General features: G+C 46.0%; 18 protein-coding genes. 9 read left to right on the forward strand and 9 right to left on the reverse strand.

Annotation, left to right across the window (positions count from 1 at the left end):
- Positions 1 to 13 precede the first annotated feature (13 nt).
- A complete protein-coding gene (locus tag BM056_RS03525; protein ID WP_092468772.1) occupies positions 14 to 223 on the reverse strand; it encodes a hypothetical protein in 210 nt (69 codons plus the stop codon).
- A 244-nt stretch (positions 224 to 467) separates the two neighbouring features.
- On the opposite strand from BM056_RS03525, the gene BM056_RS03530 reads away from it, so the two are divergent.
- Entirely contained in the window at positions 468 to 1616 is a 1149-nt protein-coding gene (locus tag BM056_RS03530; protein ID WP_092468774.1) for a glycosyltransferase family 4 protein, read from the forward strand.
- A gap of 6 nt (positions 1617 to 1622) precedes the next feature.
- On the opposite strand, the gene BM056_RS03535 is transcribed toward BM056_RS03530, so the two are convergent.
- Entirely contained in the window at positions 1623 to 1949 is a 327-nt protein-coding gene (locus BM056_RS03535; protein WP_092468776.1) for a hypothetical protein, read from the reverse strand.
- A gap of 122 nt (positions 1950 to 2071) precedes the next feature.
- Here BM056_RS03535 and BM056_RS03540 point away from each other — a divergent pair, with 122 nt between their 5' ends.
- A complete protein-coding gene (locus tag BM056_RS03540; protein ID WP_165613356.1) occupies positions 2072 to 2941 on the forward strand; it encodes a DUF4349 domain-containing protein in 870 nt (289 codons plus the stop codon).
- Between the two features lie 446 nt (positions 2942 to 3387).
- Positions 3388 to 4791, forward strand: a complete 1404-nt coding sequence (locus BM056_RS03545; RefSeq protein WP_165613357.1) for a YjgB family protein — start codon at positions 3388 to 3390, stop codon at positions 4789 to 4791.
- Positions 4792 to 4878: 87 nt separating this feature from the next.
- Here the strand turns inward: BM056_RS03545 and BM056_RS03550 are convergent, their stop codons facing one another.
- The 4 genes from BM056_RS03550 to BM056_RS03565 form a co-directional block, all read right to left on the reverse strand.
- A complete protein-coding gene (locus tag BM056_RS03550) occupies positions 4879 to 5550 on the reverse strand; it encodes a hypothetical protein (RefSeq protein ID WP_238456287.1) in 672 nt (223 codons plus the stop codon).
- 53 nt (positions 5551 to 5603) lie between these two features.
- Positions 5604 to 6032 (reverse strand): MarR family winged helix-turn-helix transcriptional regulator, encoded by a 429-nt coding sequence (locus BM056_RS03555; RefSeq protein ID WP_092468784.1) that lies wholly within the window; start codon positions 6030 to 6032, stop codon positions 5604 to 5606.
- 209 nt (positions 6033 to 6241) lie between these two features.
- Positions 6242 to 7969, reverse strand: a complete 1728-nt coding sequence (locus BM056_RS03560; RefSeq protein ID WP_092468786.1) for a sigma 54-interacting transcriptional regulator — start codon at positions 7967 to 7969, stop codon at positions 6242 to 6244.
- Positions 7970 to 8092: 123 nt separating this feature from the next.
- Positions 8093 to 9457, reverse strand: coding sequence for an acetyl-CoA hydrolase/transferase family protein (locus tag BM056_RS03565; protein ID WP_092468788.1), 1365 nt, complete (start codon positions 9455 to 9457; stop codon positions 8093 to 8095).
- A gap of 610 nt (positions 9458 to 10067) precedes the next feature.
- On the opposite strand from BM056_RS03565, the gene BM056_RS03570 reads away from it, so the two are divergent.
- The 3 genes from BM056_RS03570 (at position 10068) to ppsA (ending at position 15108) form a co-directional block, all read left to right on the forward strand.
- Positions 10068 to 11207, forward strand: coding sequence for an acyl-CoA dehydrogenase (locus BM056_RS03570; RefSeq protein WP_092468790.1), 1140 nt, complete (start codon positions 10068 to 10070; stop codon positions 11205 to 11207).
- A 458-nt stretch (positions 11208 to 11665) separates the two neighbouring features.
- A complete protein-coding gene (locus tag BM056_RS03575) occupies positions 11666 to 12208 on the forward strand; it encodes a hypothetical protein (RefSeq protein ID WP_238456288.1) in 543 nt (180 codons plus the stop codon).
- A gap of 248 nt (positions 12209 to 12456) precedes the next feature.
- Positions 12457 to 15108 carry a phosphoenolpyruvate synthase gene (gene ppsA, locus BM056_RS03580; protein WP_092468792.1) on the forward strand — a complete coding sequence of 884 codons (2652 nt, stop codon included), beginning with the start codon at positions 12457 to 12459 and terminating at the stop codon, positions 15106 to 15108.
- A gap of 498 nt (positions 15109 to 15606) precedes the next feature.
- On the opposite strand, the gene BM056_RS03585 is transcribed toward ppsA, so the two are convergent.
- From BM056_RS03585 to BM056_RS03595, 3 genes are read right to left on the reverse strand one after another with little or no spacing between them, the layout of a single operon-like run.
- Positions 15607 to 17205: an ABC transporter permease gene (locus tag BM056_RS03585; RefSeq protein ID WP_092468794.1), complete on the reverse strand. Its 1599-nt coding sequence runs from the start codon at positions 17203 to 17205 to the stop codon at positions 15607 to 15609.
- A gap of 1 nt (position 17206) precedes the next feature.
- Positions 17207 to 18109: an ABC transporter ATP-binding protein gene (locus tag BM056_RS03590; RefSeq protein WP_207648124.1), complete on the reverse strand. Its 903-nt coding sequence runs from the start codon at positions 18107 to 18109 to the stop codon at positions 17207 to 17209.
- Between the two features lie 12 nt (positions 18110 to 18121).
- Positions 18122 to 18745 (reverse strand): TetR/AcrR family transcriptional regulator, encoded by a 624-nt coding sequence (locus BM056_RS03595; protein WP_165613358.1) that lies wholly within the window; start codon positions 18743 to 18745, stop codon positions 18122 to 18124.
- Between the two features lie 183 nt (positions 18746 to 18928).
- Here BM056_RS03595 and BM056_RS26040 point away from each other — a divergent pair, with 183 nt between their 5' ends.
- The 3 genes from BM056_RS26040 to BM056_RS03610 all read left to right on the forward strand — a co-directional run bounded on the left by BM056_RS26040 (position 18929) and on the right by BM056_RS03610 (position 20351).
- Positions 18929 to 19084 (forward strand): hypothetical protein, encoded by a 156-nt coding sequence (locus BM056_RS26040; protein ID WP_165613359.1) that lies wholly within the window; start codon positions 18929 to 18931, stop codon positions 19082 to 19084.
- Positions 19081 to 19284, forward strand: a complete 204-nt coding sequence (locus BM056_RS03600) for a hypothetical protein (protein ID WP_092468800.1) — start codon at positions 19081 to 19083, stop codon at positions 19282 to 19284. Before BM056_RS26040 ends, BM056_RS03600 begins: the two co-directional genes overlap by 4 nt.
- A 455-nt stretch (positions 19285 to 19739) precedes the next feature.
- Complete coding sequence (locus BM056_RS03610) at positions 19740 to 20351, forward strand: TetR/AcrR family transcriptional regulator (protein ID WP_092468804.1); 612 nt, start codon at positions 19740 to 19742, stop codon at positions 20349 to 20351.
- The last annotated feature ends 3 nt before the right edge of the window (positions 20352 to 20354 follow it).

Genomic DNA, 20354 nt, shown 5'->3' on the forward strand with positions numbered 1-20354 from the left:
CAATACCGGCGTATTAGCCCTGGTAAAAAGTAACACCCGGGAATCCATCGTTTAGATACTCTTCAGGTTTTTGTATTACTTCCAGGCCCTCCTCTCTGGAATATATTTCCTTGTATAATAGAAAAATGCGTTCAGGGTGGGTGCCCAAACGCATGCTCAGCTGCCTTTTTTTAAAATTAGGGTGCAGATCCTCAAGCCTGACTCTCATATGACAGTATTTCAAGACTTTTTACCCCCTCTGGCATCAGTTTTGATACTCAGACTATCTCACTAAATCCATGCAATTAGATTTTAACAAGTAAACCTTAAGGCATTGTTATTTAAATACTGATATTGTGTTAAGAGCTTGTTTTTAATTTCCTCTTAAACATTAATTAATAAAACGTTGAACTTATACTAACCTTGGTCAGTCATAATAAAAACAAAGTTAATTTATATTTACCAATTATAAAGAAGGTGTTTTTTATTTGAAACTGGCTATATTTACTGATACCTATTTACCACAGGTGAACGGCGTGGTCAGAACGACAGCCAGAATAACGGCCTATCTGCGCGAGCAGAACGTACCTTTCCTTGTCTTTACGCCAGATTGCGGGGCAACGCAGCCCGACTCAAATGTGCATACTTTTCCTGCTTTTGATCTGCCATTTTACCCGGAATGTAAAATCGCTCTGCCTTCCTATTCTAAAATTAAAAATGTTTTAAATGGTTTCAAGCCTGATTTGCTGCATGTGTTGACAGAGTTTTCTATGGGGCTGTGCGGCACAAAATATGCCTCTGAACACCGGTTACCGGTTGTAGCTTCTTACACCACAAATTTCCCTCAGTACTTGTCCTATTACAAAATCGGGTTTCTAGAGAGCCAGGCGTGGTCTTACCTGCGCTGGTTTCATAATCAGTGCGACCTTAACCTGTGTCCCACCCAGGAGACTCGCAGCGTACTGCTGAAGAGGAGTATTAGAAACACAGCTATCTGGGGACGCGGAATAGACACGGACTTCTTTGCACCGCATAAAAAAAATGACTTCTTAAAAAAATTTGCGCCGGATAAGGACTTTTTCTTCCTTTATGTGGGCCGCCTGGCGCCTGAAAAAAACCTGGACGTCATCTTTAATGCCTGGGAATATGTATCCAAACGTTTACCGGAAGCCGCGCTGGTGATTACCGGAGACGGGCCACAAGCAATGGAATTAAAACAAAAAAAGAGCGCAGGAGTGATTTTTACCGGCTATCTCCACGGGGAGGAACTTGCCGCCACCTACGCTTCTTCTGACGTTTTTGTTTTTCCCTCCACCACTGAAACCTTCGGCAACGTGGTGCTGGAAGCTATGGCCTCCGGTCTGCCGGTGGTGGCCGCTGCCGCAGGCGGAGTCAAAAACCTGCTGCAAGACGGAAGCAATGGCATCGCCTGTCGCCCGCGCAGCAGCAACGATATGATCCTCGCTATGTTGAAATTGGCTGGCAACAAAGAGCTGCGCAACAGGATGGGTAGTGAGGCCCGTCAGTTTGCGTTGAAACGTTCGTGGGCGGGTATTCTGGAAGGTTTGCTGCAATACTACCGGGAAATTACAGAGTTACCTGCTCCCTGCCATAAAGCGCCCCCTGTTGGCGCTTGAAAGCTCTTATTTACCTAACTGGGTTTGTATCCACCTCCAAAACGCAGGTAGGCTGACAAGTTCAAAATGGTTTACCGGTATTACTTCCTTAGCCAGCAAATGCGCACCCCTTTGGATTATAGCAGCTGTATAAAGAGCATTGGCTGTAAAGACAGGCCCATCGGACGGGCCAGATACAACGCCAAAAAACGCGGAATCAAGTTCCAGTTCCTTCTGGGTGGAGCGGACATTAGCTACTTTCTGAGTCTTATGGTGAGTGTACTGGTTTACCACGCGGCAGTGAAGATAATGCAGCCATCTATCATGGCTAAAACCCATGCCGGGGTTAAACACTCGAGTTATCTACTTTGCAAAACGTGGCAACATAAAAGCCCGCCCTTCCTATAAAAGGATTTGCGGGCTTTATAATGAAACTTTTTGCAAGCTGGTGCGTCCATACTGATAGAGGTGATAAAATGAGGAAAATTATTTTTTTGCTGGCTGTAATTATTATGTTTGTTTTGATGTTAAGCGGTTGTGGCTCTTCAAAACAAGCAGAAACAGCCAGCGCTCCCGGCGCTCCCGCTTATGACCAGCAGGTCAGTGTAAACAACCAGTCAACTGCTCAGGAAGAAGCTAAGCCCGATGACAATAATGGTCTGGAGCAAAAAATTATTAGAGAAGCGCAGCTATTATTACTGGTTCCTGATGTAAATAAAGCTGCTGAAAAATTGGAAGATATGGCCGGTAAATCTGGTGGCTATGTTCAAAATGCACATTTATGGCAGGGAAACGGTGGAATGCAAGGACAACTGACCTTGCGAGTGCCGACCGGTAAAATGGATTCGTTTATACCTGAAATCGAAGCGTTGGGACAAGTGAAGAGCAAAAATGTTTCCGGGAAAAACGTGACCGAAGAGTATTACGACACAGAAGCCCGCAGAAAAAACCTTGAGCGTCAGGAAAGCAGGTATTTAGAGTTATTAAAAGAGGCTAAAACGGTAAAAGACATGCTTGAGATTGAACAAGAACTGTCTCGCGTGAGAGGCGAGATTGAATCGCTCCAGGCCCGCCTCAAAGTATTAGACAACCTGACTGAACTGGCTACTATAAATGTTGATTTGGAAGCACCCCGGAATATTTCCACTGGAATAACCCTGAAAGAACCACTGGATCAACGCGTCAAAGCAGCATGGCTGCGGGGGATTAACGGCATGGCCAACATGGCCGAAGGTTTAATAGTCTTATTGTTTATGCTGCTTCCCTATTCGCCTGTCTTTGCTGTTGTAGGATTCATTGGATACAGGGTGTGGAAAAAAAGAAGCTCCAAGAATAATGATTCTTAAATCAATGTTGTAAAAGCCCTGATTTATTTTAGGGGTATGGGGTTGCAGAGCAATATATTAGATCAGATATTATCCTGAGTATGTGGCCAATAGAATATTTATGGAAATAAAAGTCATCTCGAAGAGATGGCTTTTTGTTTTGCCAGGTGTCTTTTTTCACCTCGTACAGCTCTTGCAGATGAAGTTAAGCTTCTATCTATTTTAATACTCTTGGCGGGAGTAGAAACAATTTTTTCAAATGACAAATCACGGGAGTCATCGGCCTTTGCCCAACGTTTTTACCGAAATGGATAGTAATACCATGAAACATTTTGCTTTTAAAATCGTCAATTAAGGAAAAGGGATGCGCCCAAGGTATTGGGGACACACCTTCTGCGGAGGAATGTTCCCGGCATATGAGTCTCCCTGATTAAACGCCAATGGATAAATATTTAGGAGGTAATCGATTGTTTAAAAAACTTGCACTCATAATTCTTTGTATTGGCCTGCTGGTTGCCGCCGGGTGCGCCGGGAAAAACCCGGCCGAACCCAACACCCCGGCAGAGCCGGAAGACAATATGATAATGAATGATTTCCAAACCCTTATTCAAAAAGAGGCCGGTGTGGAAGAGGTTGCCGCCTTCATCAACAATAATATTGCCGGCGTTTCCCAAGAAAATGCTGCCAAGATGGTGGACCGGTTTGAAAGCATACAGCAAAACAATCTCCCACAGTTTGAAAGTATGTTTAATGAAGATGACCTGCAAAGCAAAATAAATGATGAATACCAGGCTATCATTGCTCATTCTGAAATTAGAGACACCGGGCTTAAAGAATTATTGACCAAAACATATAACAGCGGCTACAAGGTGGAAACCGCCGAAGGGATGTTCTTTCCAATTATTGATTACGGATTCTATAAGAATTTCAGCTCTTATGTAACCCCCGACATGAAAGACTATATTGACCTAATGGCTGAGGAGTCCGATAAAGTTCCGGCAAAAGACGCGGCGCTTGTTATCGGTTGGGACGAAATCGTCAAGAGAGCATTGAACCAGGAGCATTTTATCAACACTTACCAGGACTCCGTAAAGGTTGATGAAGTAAAGCAATTGTATAAAAAATACGTTACTTTTACCCTGTATGGCTTAAACAATACGCCGCTTTTCAGCTATGACGCCAAAATTTTGGATCCCGAAGCCAGGGAGGTGTACTTAAATGCGGTTGCCGATACCGGTGACAGCGAGTTTTTAAAAACATTAAGCGGTTTTTTGGATTTGGTCAAGAACAATAACTACAAGCTTACCGATGAAGCTGATCAATACCGGAAGAATGTGATTAATAAATTAGATGAGGGTTCAGCGGCGTCAAATAGTTCAAGTTCGGAATCTCAAAATGATGCGCAGGCGCTGCTGAATGAGATTAAACAGTTAGCCCGGCAGGGACAGGTTATTAACTGCGAATTCCCCGTTGAAACCACTGTTATAGAAACCGTAACGGAGAAATGGGGAGAGCCCGACAAAGAAGAATATATACCTGCCGCCAAGGGTAGATATGCCACATATGCAGAACATAATCTGGTTTTGGGGATTAACAAAGGTTCACAGATTTTTGATGTAAGGTCATACGACAACAGAGTTAAACAAGTTACCATGTCCAAAGTAAAAGATGTTTTGGGGGCGCCGGATAACACTCATCATTATGACACTGAAGATATGCTGGTTTATAATGTTGGAGAAAAATATCAGTTGTTATTCATGTTTCCTAAAGCCACTCAGCAAAATCCCGATCCCCAATTAGATCATTATAATGTTTTTTATCCAAGGGGTACTGTTAACATGATGGCAGATGACCCGGGAATAAAATATTAAATCACCCCTTGCAGCCAATTGGCAGGTGGGGTGAGCCAGAAAAAGCACGCATCATTGAAGCGTGCTTTTTGATACGAATGAAACCGATTAATTGTGCGGTTTTTTCTCTGCTTTTCCTCTTTTGCCCCAGGGCTTAAGGACAGTGATAAAAACTGCTGCAATCAGGATAAGAGCTTGTAGGGGGCCAAAGTAAACAACCATTTTGGCATTGTGTAAATAAGTTATATTTTGGAGTGCCGACAGACGCTCAACTTTGGAGATAGCCTCCATTCCATTGACCCAGGGGCCAAGGAAGAAAGTGCCGAACAAAATAGCCTCTATATTGATTAGATATTTAACTATAATCCAGTTGAATTTAAAGAACCCCCAGTTGGTTAACCAGGAAAACAGGATCCCGGTAATTAAAACACCGAATGCCGAAGGTATAATAATATAGTCGTCAAGTAACTTTATTGCTGCGTTTACCGCCCAAAGCTCATCTCCGGTAGAAATATGACTTCTGACAAAGGTGAGAAGCTGCATGGAGATAGCCGTACCGATCCACGTGCAGGCAAAAAAGATATGGAAACCTTTTAACCATGCTCTGCCGGTTGAACCTATTGGTTTCATTTGCTCACATCCTTTTGCATAAATTTGGCAACAGGTTGATAAATAATATATCGCCTTATCTCTATCATCTCCCAACTTATAATTCGGGGCTTCATCCCCGTATTTCCCGAATTGCCAACAAATTACTAATTTAGAAAAATAATAAATCAAACCAGTTAGTTGTCATAACAAGTATTGTAGCATAAAAAATATGAGAGAAAAAATTAGCTATCTAGATTTTCAAATATTTTGTTCAGGACAACCTTAACCTCCTCAACTTGTTTTTCATCAAGGCCTTTTATGGCTTTATCAAGAGCTGCGAAAGCCAAAGGAAATAGTTTGTCTTTTAATTCCCGGCCCTCGCTTGTAAGGGAAATTAAATAAGCCCTACTATCTTTCGGGTTAACTTGCCTGGTAATAAACCCCTTTTTTTCAAGCTTGGACAGAATTCTGACTGTGGTGGGTTGATCCTTGGAAGTCAGCTTCGCCAGCTTTTTAGGGGAAATACCTTCTCTTTCCCATAAACGATTTAAAACAGCCCATTGCTCGGGAGTTACGTCGTAATTTTTGAAATGGTGCAATAAGGTATTCTTCATCCGTGTATTGGTTCGATTTAAAATAAAACCGAGACTATCATCAAGTTTAAATGTCACTTAGCTTTCCCTCTGCAATATATTATTGTTAAGACAATTATATTGTTGCCAAAATAATTATGCAACCTTAATAACCTGTTTTCCAGTATTTTTTGCTGGTATATTGCTTATGGACGAGGCCATGGTGTATATGGCCTCTTGTTGGTTGGAGACAGCGATAGCGGGGTATATTTTGCGGAACTTTAAAGTATAGGGCTGGATGAGGTGCTTTAAATATCAAATTTGTAACGTTTAAGCTTTTTGTACAGCCCGGCCCTGGAAATGCCAAGCAGGGCTGCCGTTTGGTTTTTATTGCCACTGCAGGTCTTTAGTGCGTCACTGATGGCTTCACGCTCAATCTCCTCGACTAACTGGTGCAGGCTGCCGCGATTTTTGAGCCCCCGGTATTTTTGGGCGCTGAACAGATATAGGGGGAGGTGCTCCTTGTTTACCGTCTTTCCTTCGAGAATATTAAAAGCCCGCTCAACTACGTTCTCCAATTCACGGATATTGCCGGGCCAGCGGTGGTTGCGAAGAACAGCCAGGGCTTCCTGGTCTATCCCCGTAACCCGTACACCGAATTGCTTATTGAACCTTTCGATGAAATGCTGCAGCAATAACTCCAGATCTTCTATTCTGTCACGTAAAGGCGGGATATTCAGGGAGACCACATTAATCCGGTAATACAGGTCCCGGCGAAATTCGCCTTGGGCTACCATCTCTTCAAGGTTGCGGTTGGTGGCGGCAATAACTCTTACATTAACCCGCTTGGGCTTGGTGTCGCCAAGCCGTTCAATTTCTTTCTCCTGCAGAACACGGAGTATTTTGGCTTGCATTAAAAGCGGCATGTCACCGATTTCATCCAGAAAAATAACTCCTTTGTGGGCAAGCTCGAATTTACCGGCATGACCTCCCTTTTGGGCGCCGGTAAAGGCTCCTTCTCTGTAGCCGAATAGCTCCGATTCCAACAGGTTTTCAGGGATCGCAGCGCAGTTAACCTTAACAAAAGGGCCGTTTTTGCGCTCGCTCTCCGTGTAGATGGCATGGGCAAAAAGCTCCTTGCCCGTTCCGCTTTCGCCCCTGATCAATATCGTGGACTGGTTTTGGGCCACCCGCCTGGCGGTTTTCTTCAAAGCGGCAAAAGCAGGATTTTTTCCGATAATTTGATCGAAGGTAAACTTGGAACGCTGTGCCCGTTTAAGTTCACCTTTGTAAAAATCAAGCTGGCTGCGCAAATTATTTATTTTTTCGGACAAGGCGTAAAGATCGGAGATGTTTTTAAAGACTACGGTACCCAGGGCGCCGACTATTTTACCATTTTTCCTAATGGGCACTCTGTTGGCGATGATTTCATGGCCGTTTAAAGTTGTTACATAGCCGTATTCCGATTGGCCCGTTTCCATGGCCTGGGGAAAAATTGGATTATAAACCTTTTTTACGTGCTGTCCGATAATATCATCGACTTTTTTATTAAAAAAGCTGGCAAACGCCTGGTTGGCCATAGTTATTATATAATCACGGTTAACTGCAATTATGCCGTCGCTGGATAACTCCAGGATATTGGTCAACATTTCTTTTAATTCGGTGTTTTTTTCATTGTTTGTTGTCAGTTCGTCGATAATGTTTTGTATTTTGGTAACATCCTGAAAAACCGCAACCGCTCCCACGATCTTACCGTTGATGACAATGGGGTTGCGGTTGGAGAGATAGGTGCCGTTTTTTAAAGCTAGCCGGGTATCTATTTGTGGCCGGCCGTTCTCCATTACTTCCAGCAATCCGGTGGTGGGAAAAAAATCCTTGACATGTTTGCCGATAATTTCCCCGGAGGGAAAATCAAGGAATTTTTCCACCTGCCGGTTGCAGTAAATGATTATTCCAGAACGGTTTACCGCCAGCACTGCGTTGCTGGTTGAATCAAAAACATTATGCAATTTGATGGGAGTGCTTAATTCAACCATGCTTAATTAACCAGACCTTTTTATAAATATTAATTTCTAATAGATAATTATATTAATTCGACAATTTAACGAAAAAACCTGCCGTAAGCATTTTAAGGGTCATCAAGTAAGATTAGCAGGAGCTTAAAGCAAATTCATTTTGCGGGCGGCGGCCCGCAGATCGGCGCGGAAATCGGGGTGGGCTACGGAAATCAGCTCCAGTGCCCGTTCCCGTGCTGTTTTGCCCCGCAGCTTGGCGACGCCGAATTCAGTGACAATGTGGTCCACATCGTTTTTAGAGCAGCTTACCACTGCCCCCTGCTGTAAAAACGGCACAATTTTAGAAATGGTTCCTTTTTTAGCCGTGGAGTGGAGCGCGATGAATCCTTTGCCGCCCGGGGAGCGCAAACACCCCTGGGCGAAATCGGCTTGCCCGCCGGTGGCGCTGTATTGCCTGGGTCCAATTGTTTCCGAGGCGCACTGGCCGAGCAGGTCAACCTCCAAAGTGGCATTGATTGATATCATTTTATAGTTTTTGCCTATTACATAAGGATCATTGACATAGGAAACGGGGTACATTTCCACCATTGGATTGTCGTTTAGAAAACTATACAGTCGCTGGGTGCCGGCTGCAAAACTGCCGATTATTTTGCCCGGATGGATGGTTTTTTTCCTGCCCGTAACCGCGCCGCTTTCAATTAAATCCACCATTCCGTCGGTAATCATTTCCGTATGAATACCCAGGTCTTTTTTGTTTACCAGCGCTTTAGCAACTGCATTCGGCATGCCGCCAATGCCCAGCTGAATGGTGGAGCCGTCATCAATCTTTTCCGCTATATAGCCGCCGATAATATTATCCTCCTCGCTTAAAGGGGGGATGGGAATCTGCGTTATTGGAGCATTGCTTTCAATAACATAATCCACATCGGTAATGTGAATAAGGCTTTCCCCCCGCGTCCGGGGCATATTGGGGTTAACCTCCAGTATTACTATTCCGGCTTCGGCGGCGGCAGTGGTGGTATAATCCACGGACAGCCCGAAACTGAGGAAGCCCCGTTCGTCCATGGGTGATACCGTGCCCATAAAAACATCCACCGGTACATATTCTTGAAACAGCCGGGGATATTCGTGAAAGTGGCCGGGCACAAAATCCGCCCAGCCCTCGTTCACAGCCCGCCGGTTGGGACCGCTGGTAAACCAGGATACGTGGCGGAAGCTGCCGGCCATCTCCGGACTGATATAGTCGGCTTGTGTAAGCGGCAGCATCTGATGCACCTTGACCTCTTTAAGCTCATGGTGTCTTTGGGCCATAGCGGCAACCAGGGTGCCCGGCTCCCCGCATCCCAGGGGCAGCACCAGATTATCCCCGGATTTGATTGCCTTTACCGCTTCCCCGGCTGTGACAAGTTTTCTACTGTATAATTCCTTTATTTTACGTGGCACCTGGTAAAGAACCGTTTTACGGGCGGTAGACACATGGGCCAGTTCTTGAAATAGTTCCACTGACATTTTAAATATTGCCCCCTATCAATAAGTTTTGAATTATTTGAAATAACAAGTATCGCAAAAGTTGTACCGAAGTGAATATAAAGGACTGAATTTTCAAAAGACGGGCGTCGTACTTGGAAAATCAACGGAATTAACTGTTGCGGGGATGATTGGGGATGGTGTAAACTTCGTAGACGACGGAGAGATTAATTAATTCTCTCCGTCAAGTTATTTTAAAAACTATAAGCCTGATGTCTACGATGTATACGCTGTCGACCCGGTAGGCAGATTGAAGTGGTTTGGCAAGGTGTCAATATTGACAAATTATTTAGTATTGGTCAAATTTTTTAAATAAAATTGCTTAAAATACTGACAAAATATTAAATCCAGACCAGGATATGTTAAAAAATGAGCTATTTTCGGAGTTGGTATAATATTTGCTTAATTTATTTTTTAATTAGACATCCACATCGCTGACGCGGCAATTTCTGTTTTACAGGCCACATTTTCTTTTGGGTCCTGCTTGGGGGTCTGAGATTGCCGCGCTGCGCTCGCAATGACAGTTCACGGGGCACCGGCTATTTAACAGCAGGAAACTGGTTCGGGAAACTAATTAAGGAGGAACATATTAATGATATTCAAACTAACCGAAGAACAGGAAATGATTCGTAAAACCGTGCGGGATTTTGCAGAGAAAGAAATTGCGCCCAAGGCGGGCCCGATGGATGAAATTGAAGAGTATGATTACAGTTTGTGGGAAAAAATGGCGGAAATGGGCCTCACCGGTATTCCCTTCGCTGAAGAATATGACGGCGCGGGCATGGACAACGTGTGCTACGCTATAGCTGTGGAGGAACTGTCCAGGGTATGCGCTTCCAGCGGTGTACTGGTCTCGGCCCACACCTCGCTGGGCAGCTGGCCGATCTATAATTTCGGCACCGAGGAGCAGAAGCAAAAGTACCTGGCACCTCTGGCCGGCGGCGAGAAAATTGGCGCCCTGGGACTCACCGAGCCCGCTGCCGGTTCCGATGCCGGTTCCGTAAAAACCACAGCCGTGCCGGATGGTGACGAATACGTGCTAAACGGCACCAAAATATTTATCACCAACGGCAATGTGGCTGATATTTATGTGGTTATTGCCAGTACGGACAAGTCCAAAGGACACAAGGGCACGGCGGCTTTTATCGTGGAGAAGGGCACACCGGGCTTCGGCTTTGGTAAAAAAGAGCACAAGATGGGCATCCGGGCCTCGGCAACCTATGAGCTGGTTTTTGAAAACTGCCGCATCCCTAAAGAAAACATGCTTAGCTCCGACGGCAGCGGATTTAAGATCGCACTGATGACCCTGGACGGCGGCCGGATCGGCATAGCCGCACAGGCGCTGGGAATAGCTCAGGGCGCATTTGAGGAAGCGGTTAAGTACAGTAAAATCCGCGAACAGTTCGGTAAACCTATTAGTTCCTTCCAGGGTCTGCAATGGATGATGGCCGACATGGCCACCCGCATAGACGCTACCAGGCTGCTGGTTTACCGGGCGGCCTACTTAAAAGACAACAAACTGCCTTATAGCAAAGAATCGGCCATGGCCAAACTATATGCTTCCGAATGCGCCATGTGGGTTACCACCAAGGCGGTGCAAATTTTGGGCGGGTACGGCTACACCAGGGAATATCCGGTAGAGCGGATGATGCGCGATGCTAAGATCACCGAGATTTACGAAGGAACCAGCGAAGTGCAGCGCATAGTTATCGCGGCTAACATTTTGAAATAGTACAGCTGGAGAGTCGTCACGGCTGAACGACATTTGAAAAAAAAGCGGCCCACAAGCGGCTGCTTCAGATATTTGACCAAGCCCGGGTTTTATGCCCGGGCTTTTTTTTAGTTTATCTCGTTTATCGCCGCTAAGACTCCCGCCTCTACAGGCGGGAGTCTTAGCGGCGATAAACTCGAAATAAGTGCGACTAAGGTTCAGGTGAGGTCAAAACCCCACCTGAACCAAGTCTTCTTTATCGAACAAATCCGGCTTACCGCGCCTGCCGGCCAAGGTAAGGAAGCTTTAAGGGAGCTGCCTGGGCTGATCAGTTAAAGGCCAAAAACGAAATAGTACAAATATTTCATTAAATATGGAGCAATACTAATTTGGAGTAGTGGGTTGCGATCGGGCATGATCAACACGCTGCCAAAAAGCGGTTACGTTTATTGATTCGAATTTTAATGGAGGTAGCAGATTTGCCAAAACATTTTATATACCTAATTTATACAAGTGTTTTCGCATTAATTCTGATAGCTGTTGTACCTAAAAGGGAAATTCGCCGTTTATCTATATATGGGATTATTTTCGGAGGAATAATGGACGTTTTCATGCTCATCATGGGAAACATTACCGGGTTATTTGGATGGATTAATTACGGGCCTTTTGGTTTCCTGGGCATACCTATTTTTTCTTCTATTTCCTGGGCGATATACTTTATATTATATTTTTATTTTTTACCTGAACACAAGCCATTGGTTTATGTATATACTGCCGGTGGAATTGTTTTTAGCGTATTATATACGAATATAGTTATCAGCCTGGGTGTCTTTGAATCATATAACAGGGTTTGGCTGCCCTTAATGGCTTTTATCCTGTGGTTTTCGACAGCCACCTGGGGCTTTTATAAATTAACGGGTATATTTGGAATGGAGGATTATGGTATTAAAAAACGGCCCAAAAATAGCAATCCGTTGAGAATAAGGCTATTTCCACAACCAGCCAGGAAGAAAGGCTCTTAAAACTGATTTCATATATACCGCTTTCCGGCGTTTGGAGAAAGAGGGTTGCATCCTAGCCTACCGGGGGGGGGGATGTGGTTGCCGGCTGTAATGGAAAAATAGTTGACCCCGCTAAAATAGCGGGTTTTTTATTTAGTGATAGCTATGAAATAACGGGTTATTACAAAATAATTAGCACAGTATATGTAGAGAATGAATAAAATTACTTTTGTATACCTCATTTACGACACTTTTAGGAGGGAACCCGTATGAATTCCTATGTACTTGGTTTCCGGGAGATCGACAAAACAAAGCTCATGGTCGTCGGGGGTAAAGGGTTAAACCTGGGGGAACTGTCAAGGATTGAGGGATTACGGGTGCCGGAAGGGTTTTGCGTCACCACCGGGGCGTATAAAAAAATGATCGAGCATAACGAAGAATTTAACGCCTTGCTGGATCAATTATCAACTCTAAAGGTGGAGGACAGGGAAAAAATCGGTGCCATCAGCGGCAAAATCCGTGAGGTAATCGAAGGGCTAGAGATCGCCAAGGACATCGAGGAAGCAATTATTCGCTATCTCGCCAAGCTTGGCGAGGAACATGCCTATGCCGTGCGTTCCAGCGCCACGGCGGAGGATCTGCCGCTGGCTTCCTTCGCGGGCCAGCAGGATACGTATTTGAATGTCACAGGAAAAGATGCGATTTTGCGGCATATCAGCAAGTGCTGGGCTTCGCTGTTCACGGACCGGGCGGTGATCTACCGCATGCAAAACGGCTTTAACCACCGCAAGGTCTATCTGTCCGTAGTCATCCAGCGGATGGTTTTCCCTCAGGCATCGGGGATTATGTTTACAGCCGATCCCGTTACTTTCAACAGGAAGGTGCTGTCCATCGATGCCGGCTTCGGGCTTGGCGAAGCCCTGGTCTCCGGCCTGGTGAACGCTGACATTTATAAGGTGCGGGAGGGCAGGATCGTCGATAAAAAGGTATCCACCAAAAGGCTGGCCGTTTACGCACTTGAAGATGGCGGCACGGAGGAACGGGAGCTCGAACCCGGACTGCAGAATATGCAGACGCTTACGGACGAGCAGATTCTGCAGCTCGAGCGCATGGGTAGAAAGATTGAGGCCTATTTTGGCAGCCCGCAGGATATCGAATGGTGCCTTTCTGATGATGCGTTCTATATTGTGCAGAGCCGCCCCATCACTACCTTATTCCCAGTACCGGAAAACGATGGGCGGATGCGGGTCTACATATCGTTTGGCCATCAACAGATGATGACGGATGCTATTAGACCGTTGGGGATGTCCTTCTTCCAGTTGTTAGCTGGTGATTTTCCAATGCGCAAAGCCGGTGGGAGGTTGTATTGGGAGGTAACGCACGACCTGGCCTCACCCGTTGGCCGCAAGATCGTGCTCAGTACGATGGGCAAGAGCGACCCGCTGACAGTGAACGCGATCAATATGTTAATGCAGCGGAAGGGTTTTTTGGCATCATTACCGCGCGGAAAGAGATCCATCAGCATGCGGACCGAGGGAATGTCCTGGGCAATGCCCGTTGAGGCCTTAAAGATCTACCGTAAAAACGACGCAGCGGTCGTTCAAGATCTCATTGCCCGCAGCGAGGCGTCGATCAGAAACCTGCAGCAAAGGATCGCCAATGTATCCGGTGATGAACTGTTTGCCTTTATTGTCCAGGACCGTAAGCGGCTAAAAGAAATCATGTATGATCCACGCGGCTATGGAGCGATCGCCGTCGCGGTGTTAGTCTCGGGTTGGATCAATAAGAAAATGGAAAAATGGCTGGGCGAAAAGAGTGCCGCCGACACGCTTTCGCAATCGGTACCTAGCAACGTCACCTCCGAAATGGGGCTGGCGCTGTTGGACGTAGCGGACGTCGTCCGGCACTACCCGGCGGTGATTGAGTATTTCCATCATGCCAGTGATGAGACCTTCTTCGAGGACCTGGCCAAACTGGAAGGCGGCGATGCCGTCAGCCACTCCATACGGGCGTACCTTGAAAAATACGGTATGCGTTGTCCCGGTGAGATCGATATCACCAGGACACGTTGGAACGAACAGCCGACCGCTCTCATTCCCGCGATCCTCAGCAACATCAAGAACTTTGCACCCAATGCGAGCAGCGTTAAGTTTGAGCAGGGACGGCTGGAAGCGCAGCAGAAGGAACAGGAACTCTTGAGCCGCCTGGAGCAATTGTCCGGCGGCAAGCAAAAGGCCAAGAAGACAAAGAGGATGATCAGCGTTTTGCGGAACTTCATCGGCTACCGTGAATATCCCAAATATGGCTTCATCCAGCGTTTCTGGATCTACAAGCAGGCCCTGCTGAAGGAGGCCGCCAGGCTCGTGCAAAAGGGGATCATCCGGGAGAAGGAGGATATTTACTATCTGTCTTTTGAGGAACTCCGGGAGGTTGTACGCACAAACCGGCTGGATTACAGCATCATCACCAAGAGAAAAGAGGAGTACGAGGTATATGAGAAACTGACGCCGCCGCGGGTGATGACCTCAGAAGGCGAGGTCGTGTCTGGCGCGTACACCACCGGCAATATCCCCGATAGCGCCCTGGCGGGCATACCGGTTTCAACCGGCATCATCGAGGGCCGGGCCCGGGTTGTTTTAAAGATGGCGGACGCCGACTTGGAGGATGGCGATATTCTGGTCACCTCATTTACCGACCCCAGCTGGACGCCGGTATTTGTATCCGTCAAAGGCCTGGTGACGGAAGTGGGCGGGCTGATGACCCACGGCGCCGTTATCGCGCGAGAGTACGGCCTTCCGGCAGTGGTAAGCGTGGAAAACGCCACCAAGCTGATCAAAGACGGGCAGCGGATCCGGGTGAACGGAACGGAAGGATATGTAGAAATGATGGGTGCCTGGCACTCCGCTAATTCGACAAAATAAATCGAAATTTAGCCGTACCCGGCACCTCAGATTCCTTCTGGGACAGGACCTTTGGCGCAAGCACGGGAGTATCTCACTAATTTCATTGTTGCCGGGATGATGGCAAAACCGGAGGATGCGAAAGAAACAACTTAAATAATTTTAAAGGAGGGATATCATAGAAACCACAATGATCAAAAATCTTATGTCAAAGTATGAGAATTTACGCAAACAAGAACACTTAAGCCGACAGCAAATGAGTTCATAACATCAAAAGCAATTTGTCCGCCTCATCACAGTATATGTAGGGTATATTTCAGAATCCATTGCCTGTGTAGGCCATTTTTTGACGATTCAGTGCCCACTTTTTGCTTTATACACGCTAAATTGTAAGCAATAAAACCTTCGCGTATTTACTTTTTGAAAGCTTTATTCGATACAAATTTCTTATCATTAATATGCTACTTAATACAAAAATGAAAGACCTGCCGAAAAAGGGCAGGTCTTGAATATGTTATTTCATCCAATACTTCGACGCCTGAATCCAATGAACCCAAACCATATAAGCACTACCGTAATAACTGTTAGTATAATCAATGGCAGAGTCGCCAATTCATGGATTGGTATACTGTAATGGGCATAGGCGAAGGGCGTCCATTGCAGTGCGGACCATCCTACAATTCCGACCTCCCAAAGCATCTCGATGAAGATAAACGCGCTCAATATGAGCCAATTAAGAACGGAAGCGATACGGGGCAGCCAGCCGTACAGCAGTGCGGCAATGCCGATAATTGTCCAGACGGAAGGGATTTTTGAAAGGCTCATGCCTAACACGCGGGGAAAATGACTGAACTCTCCCGCGGCAATGCTCCATCCCAGGCCGCAAGCCAAACCGAGGACAAGAAGTATCAACGCGCTGCTTGCAAAAGCAACCGCTAAATAGCTTCCCATCCATTTGACCCGGCTCACGGGTCTTGACAATACCATCTCGGCATAATGCTCCTTTTCTTCCTTCCGCAGACGTTGTATCGTCGTGACGGCAAAGACAGATAAACCGCCCATCAGTCCCAGGATGTAGATTAGAATGGCAATGAAACCTTCCTGATTGCCCAGCTTTGCCATAGCAGGCGCCCAGGAGGTGTTCATCTGGGCGAACGTGGAACTGATGGCTTCGGATATATTGGGCGTACCCACACCCATAGTCCCTCCAAGGTAAGCCATGCCGATTGCCCATGCCAGAATACTGCCTTTATGCTGCCGCCAGGCCAAGGCCATGGGAGAGTTGAAACGGGGGGAGGCGTTAGCCGAACCTTCTTTCTGTGCGATAAGCCCGGTACCCATGTCACGGCGAACAAGCAGCATATAGGAGAGCATCATCGGCAGGGCAGAGAGCACGATTAAAACCAACAATGGCCAAGCATGATTTTCCCCAAAGGGAACGGTGATACGGAACCATGCTTCGGGGGCAAGCCAAGCCCAGCCGGTGCTGCCACCACCCATATTATTAAGAACCATGGCAACCATGGTTAATCCATATACGCCAAATACGCCCCCTCTTGCGCTGCCGCTGTGTTCAAAAATCTGCGCGCATAATCCGCCGATCCCGGCAAAGATACATCCGGAGGCGGCAAGCGTCAGTCCGGCCAGCAGAGAACCGTTTCCTGCGAGGCCGTTGCCCATCAAGGCCGCAGCAGTCAATAAGCCCGCCAGCAGGCTTCCCCCACAGGAAAGAATCAGGGCTGCAGATAGATTGGCGTATCTTCCTACCGGTCTTCCAAGGATCAATTCATTTCTTCCAGATGCTTCCTCCGTGCGGGTATGCCGAATCATCGTAAGCGCCGCTCCGATCATAACTGCTATGGAAGCTTGCAGCAGGCCCCGCCACAGGATGGCGCCTTCTATGCTTAACGGAACAATAGGCCCGAGCAAAGAAGCGGTAAGGGGGCTTGCGGACAGTTCAGCGATAAGCACCTGCCAATCCGGCATCGCTTTTACGAAGGACATCTGCAACATAATGAGAATCATGGGCAGCAATATCCATATAGGCAGCACTATCCGGTCTCTTCGCAGATAAAGCTTAAGCAGCTTGCCTGTACCGGCAAAATGATTTTCTTTCATGTCAGTTCAACTCCTTTCCCTCAAACTTATCTCCGTAGTGAAGCATGAACAGTTCTTCAAGAGTGGGCGGTTCCGCCATAAGCGACTTAATACCCATTGGCGCAAGCGCATTCATAACCGCGTCCATGGCATTGGCGTCCACCGAAAAGCGCCACTTTTCTTCCTTTCGTGATACATCGTGAACCCCTTGCAGTTGATTCAGGTTTGTGGGCTTGGCAAGCTCCACGGTGACGGTTGTGCGTGTTAAATGCCGCAGTTCTTCAAGGGTGCCGGATTCAACAATTTTTCCCTGTCGGATTATTCCAACTCGGTCGCAAAGCGCTTCTACCTCCGCAAGAATATGGCTGGATAGAAAAACGGTTTTTCCTTGCTTTTTTACTTCGGAGATACATTCCTGAAAAACCTGCTCCATTAACGGATCAAGGCCGCTGGAAGGTTCATCTAAAATCAACAGCTCCGCATCGGCAGCAAAGGCCGAGACCAGCGCCACCTTCTGACGGTTGCCTTTGGAATAACTACGGCATTTTTTCTTTGGGTCAAGCTGGAACCTGTCCAGTAGTTCCTTGCGGCGAGAGGGATTGATTTTGCCGTGCAAACCGACTAAAAAATCAATCACCTCACCGCCGGTTAGATTTGGCCACAAGGTTACATCTCCCGGTACATAGACAAGGCGCTGATGAAGAGTAACAGCATCCTGCCACGGGTCGCCGCCCAGCAGTTTTGCCTCTCCGCCACTTTTACGCAGCATCCCTAAAAAAATTCGGATGGTTGTAGATTTTCCTGCTCCATTGGGGCCAATAAATCCATACACCTCGCCTTGTTTTACAGTCAAATCAACTCCGCGTAAAGCCTCCTGCCTTCCGTAAGACTTAGTGAGTTTTCTTGTTTCAATTACATTCATCATAATACCCTCCAATCATTTATAATAGGTTTTTCGCAACTCGTTCAGATAACCGTCAAACTCTGTACGGATTTTTTCAAAATCAAACTCCAGGATATCCGAACTCTTAAATTGCTCCAGTATTTGATCTGCGTATCCGCCTACCGCCCAGAAAATCAATTGCTTTGCTTTTTCCATATCCAACTCGCTGCGGAAGCGTGATGTATCTATATCGCCATAAAACCGTTCAAAACTGCTGGCTTCCACCATTTTACGCCTTTTTACCAAGTCATCCTTCACCACTTCGGAATCGGTAAAAACCGCAACCCTTATGAAATCAAAAATCCACGGATATTTTTGCATTACCTGAATTTTAAGCAGGCAAGTCTGCCGCAAACGCTCAAAAATATCCTTTTCACTTAGGTCGATCCGGTCGAAATACTCTCTACCTAAAATGTCCAAGCAATAATCGTAAAGGAAAAGGAAAAAATCCTTTTTACTGTTGACATAGTGAAACATCAATGGCTTTGAGATGCCGGACTCCTTGGCAATAACATTGGTTGACGCATCATCAAAGCCTTTTTTGGCAAATTCCTTGAGTGCAGCATTCAAAATAACAATCCGTCTTTCAGGCTCTAAACTCAAAAATTTTGAAAACATAGTAGTCACCTTCTTCATAATTATTTATAATCTTTAACTAATAAGTCCATTTACCTAATAGGTCAACACCTGCATTATATATCCATTTACCTAATAGGTCAATAGATATTAACAAATCTAGCCCTCACCAGGCGCTACGGTCACTAAGGTCGCAAATTGTGACGAAGAAAGTGCGGCACGTATTTGAAGCAGACATCCGTGGCTACTTTAACCATATTAACCATCGGTGGTTTAATTAAAATGATAAAGCAGCGTATTGCCGACCCGGTCATTATTAAGATGATAGGGAAATGGCTTAAAGCTGGCGTTATGCAAAACAGGAGTAGTTTGGCGCAATGAAGAAGGAACACCCCAGGGCGGATTATGCTAAGCTTTGCATAAGGCGGACCATTAAGTCCTCTTTGGAAGGTGCAAACATAAGAAAAGGCTACTGGCGTTGTGCCCGTAACCCGATTATTACCAAAGCCATCTCTGCCGAAAAACTTAAGAAGGCTGGATATTTTAATTTTCTTCAATACTATGAGTCTGTTCGTACGTAAACTTGGGAGGAACCGTATACCGAACGGTACGTGCGGTTCTGTGGGAGGTCGGCTACTCAACTAATGGGTAGCCTCCTACCCGATTTCTTTCTACACCCGATTTTTGCCCATTTTTAGCTCCAAAACCACAACATCTTGTGGTTGAATCGCCTTACTTTCTCTTATCACTACAATACGTCATCATTATTATACTCTCAACATGACTGGTATGAGGAAATATATCCACCGGCAAAATCACCCCGGTTTCGCATTTTTCACTTCTATTGTACCATTTAAAATCAAAATCCTGTCCCAAAGTGTAAATAGTGCTACGCTTGCAACGATAAATACTTCGGTACCTGTTGCATTCGCTGCAGAGTAGTGCTGGAAGTACACAAATATATTGACCATGTGGTCAGCATGTGTTATATTTATACTGACCACATGGTTAGTATAACTGAGAGGTGGCATCGCCCTTGCCTTTACAGCTTTACGATAAAGAGCAAATTCTGGACGCCTGTTTGGCTGTGTTTGCCCGCCACGGGTATAAAAATACTTCGACCGTGATGCTGGCGGAGGCGGCCGGCGTATCCAAGGCGCTGATTTTTCACCATTTCAAGAGCAAAAAAGAGTTGTATCTCAGCATTTTGGATCGGTGTTTTGAAAAAGTGAGAACGGAACTTAATGTTGACGCCCTGCCGGAATACCGGGATTTCTTTGAAGCCCTGGACAAATTCAGCCTCATAAAACTCGATTACTTTCTAAAGCATCCCGATATGTACAAAGTGTTGGTAGAAGCCTTTTATGAGACGCCGGATGAATTGAAGGAGGATATTGAAGAAAAGTATGACGCGCTAATTGCCGATAAGGACAAGATAATGGAGCGGTTGTTTGAAAAGGTTCCGCTCAAAGAGGGCGTGGACCGCAGGCAGGCATTTGAACTGATCATGATCACACTGGATCATTTTGAAAAAAAGTATTTATCCCAAATGACGGATTTATACATTTTGGATCAAACGTATTTAAAAAACATTCTCAACGAGATAAACAGTTTTCTAAGCATGATCCGTTATGGAATCGAAAAGTAACCT

Origin of the sequence: Desulfotruncus arcticus DSM 17038, assembly GCF_900113335.1 — a bacterium.
Classification (GTDB): domain Bacteria; phylum Bacillota; class Desulfotomaculia; order Desulfotomaculales; family Desulfallaceae; genus Desulfotruncus; species Desulfotruncus arcticus.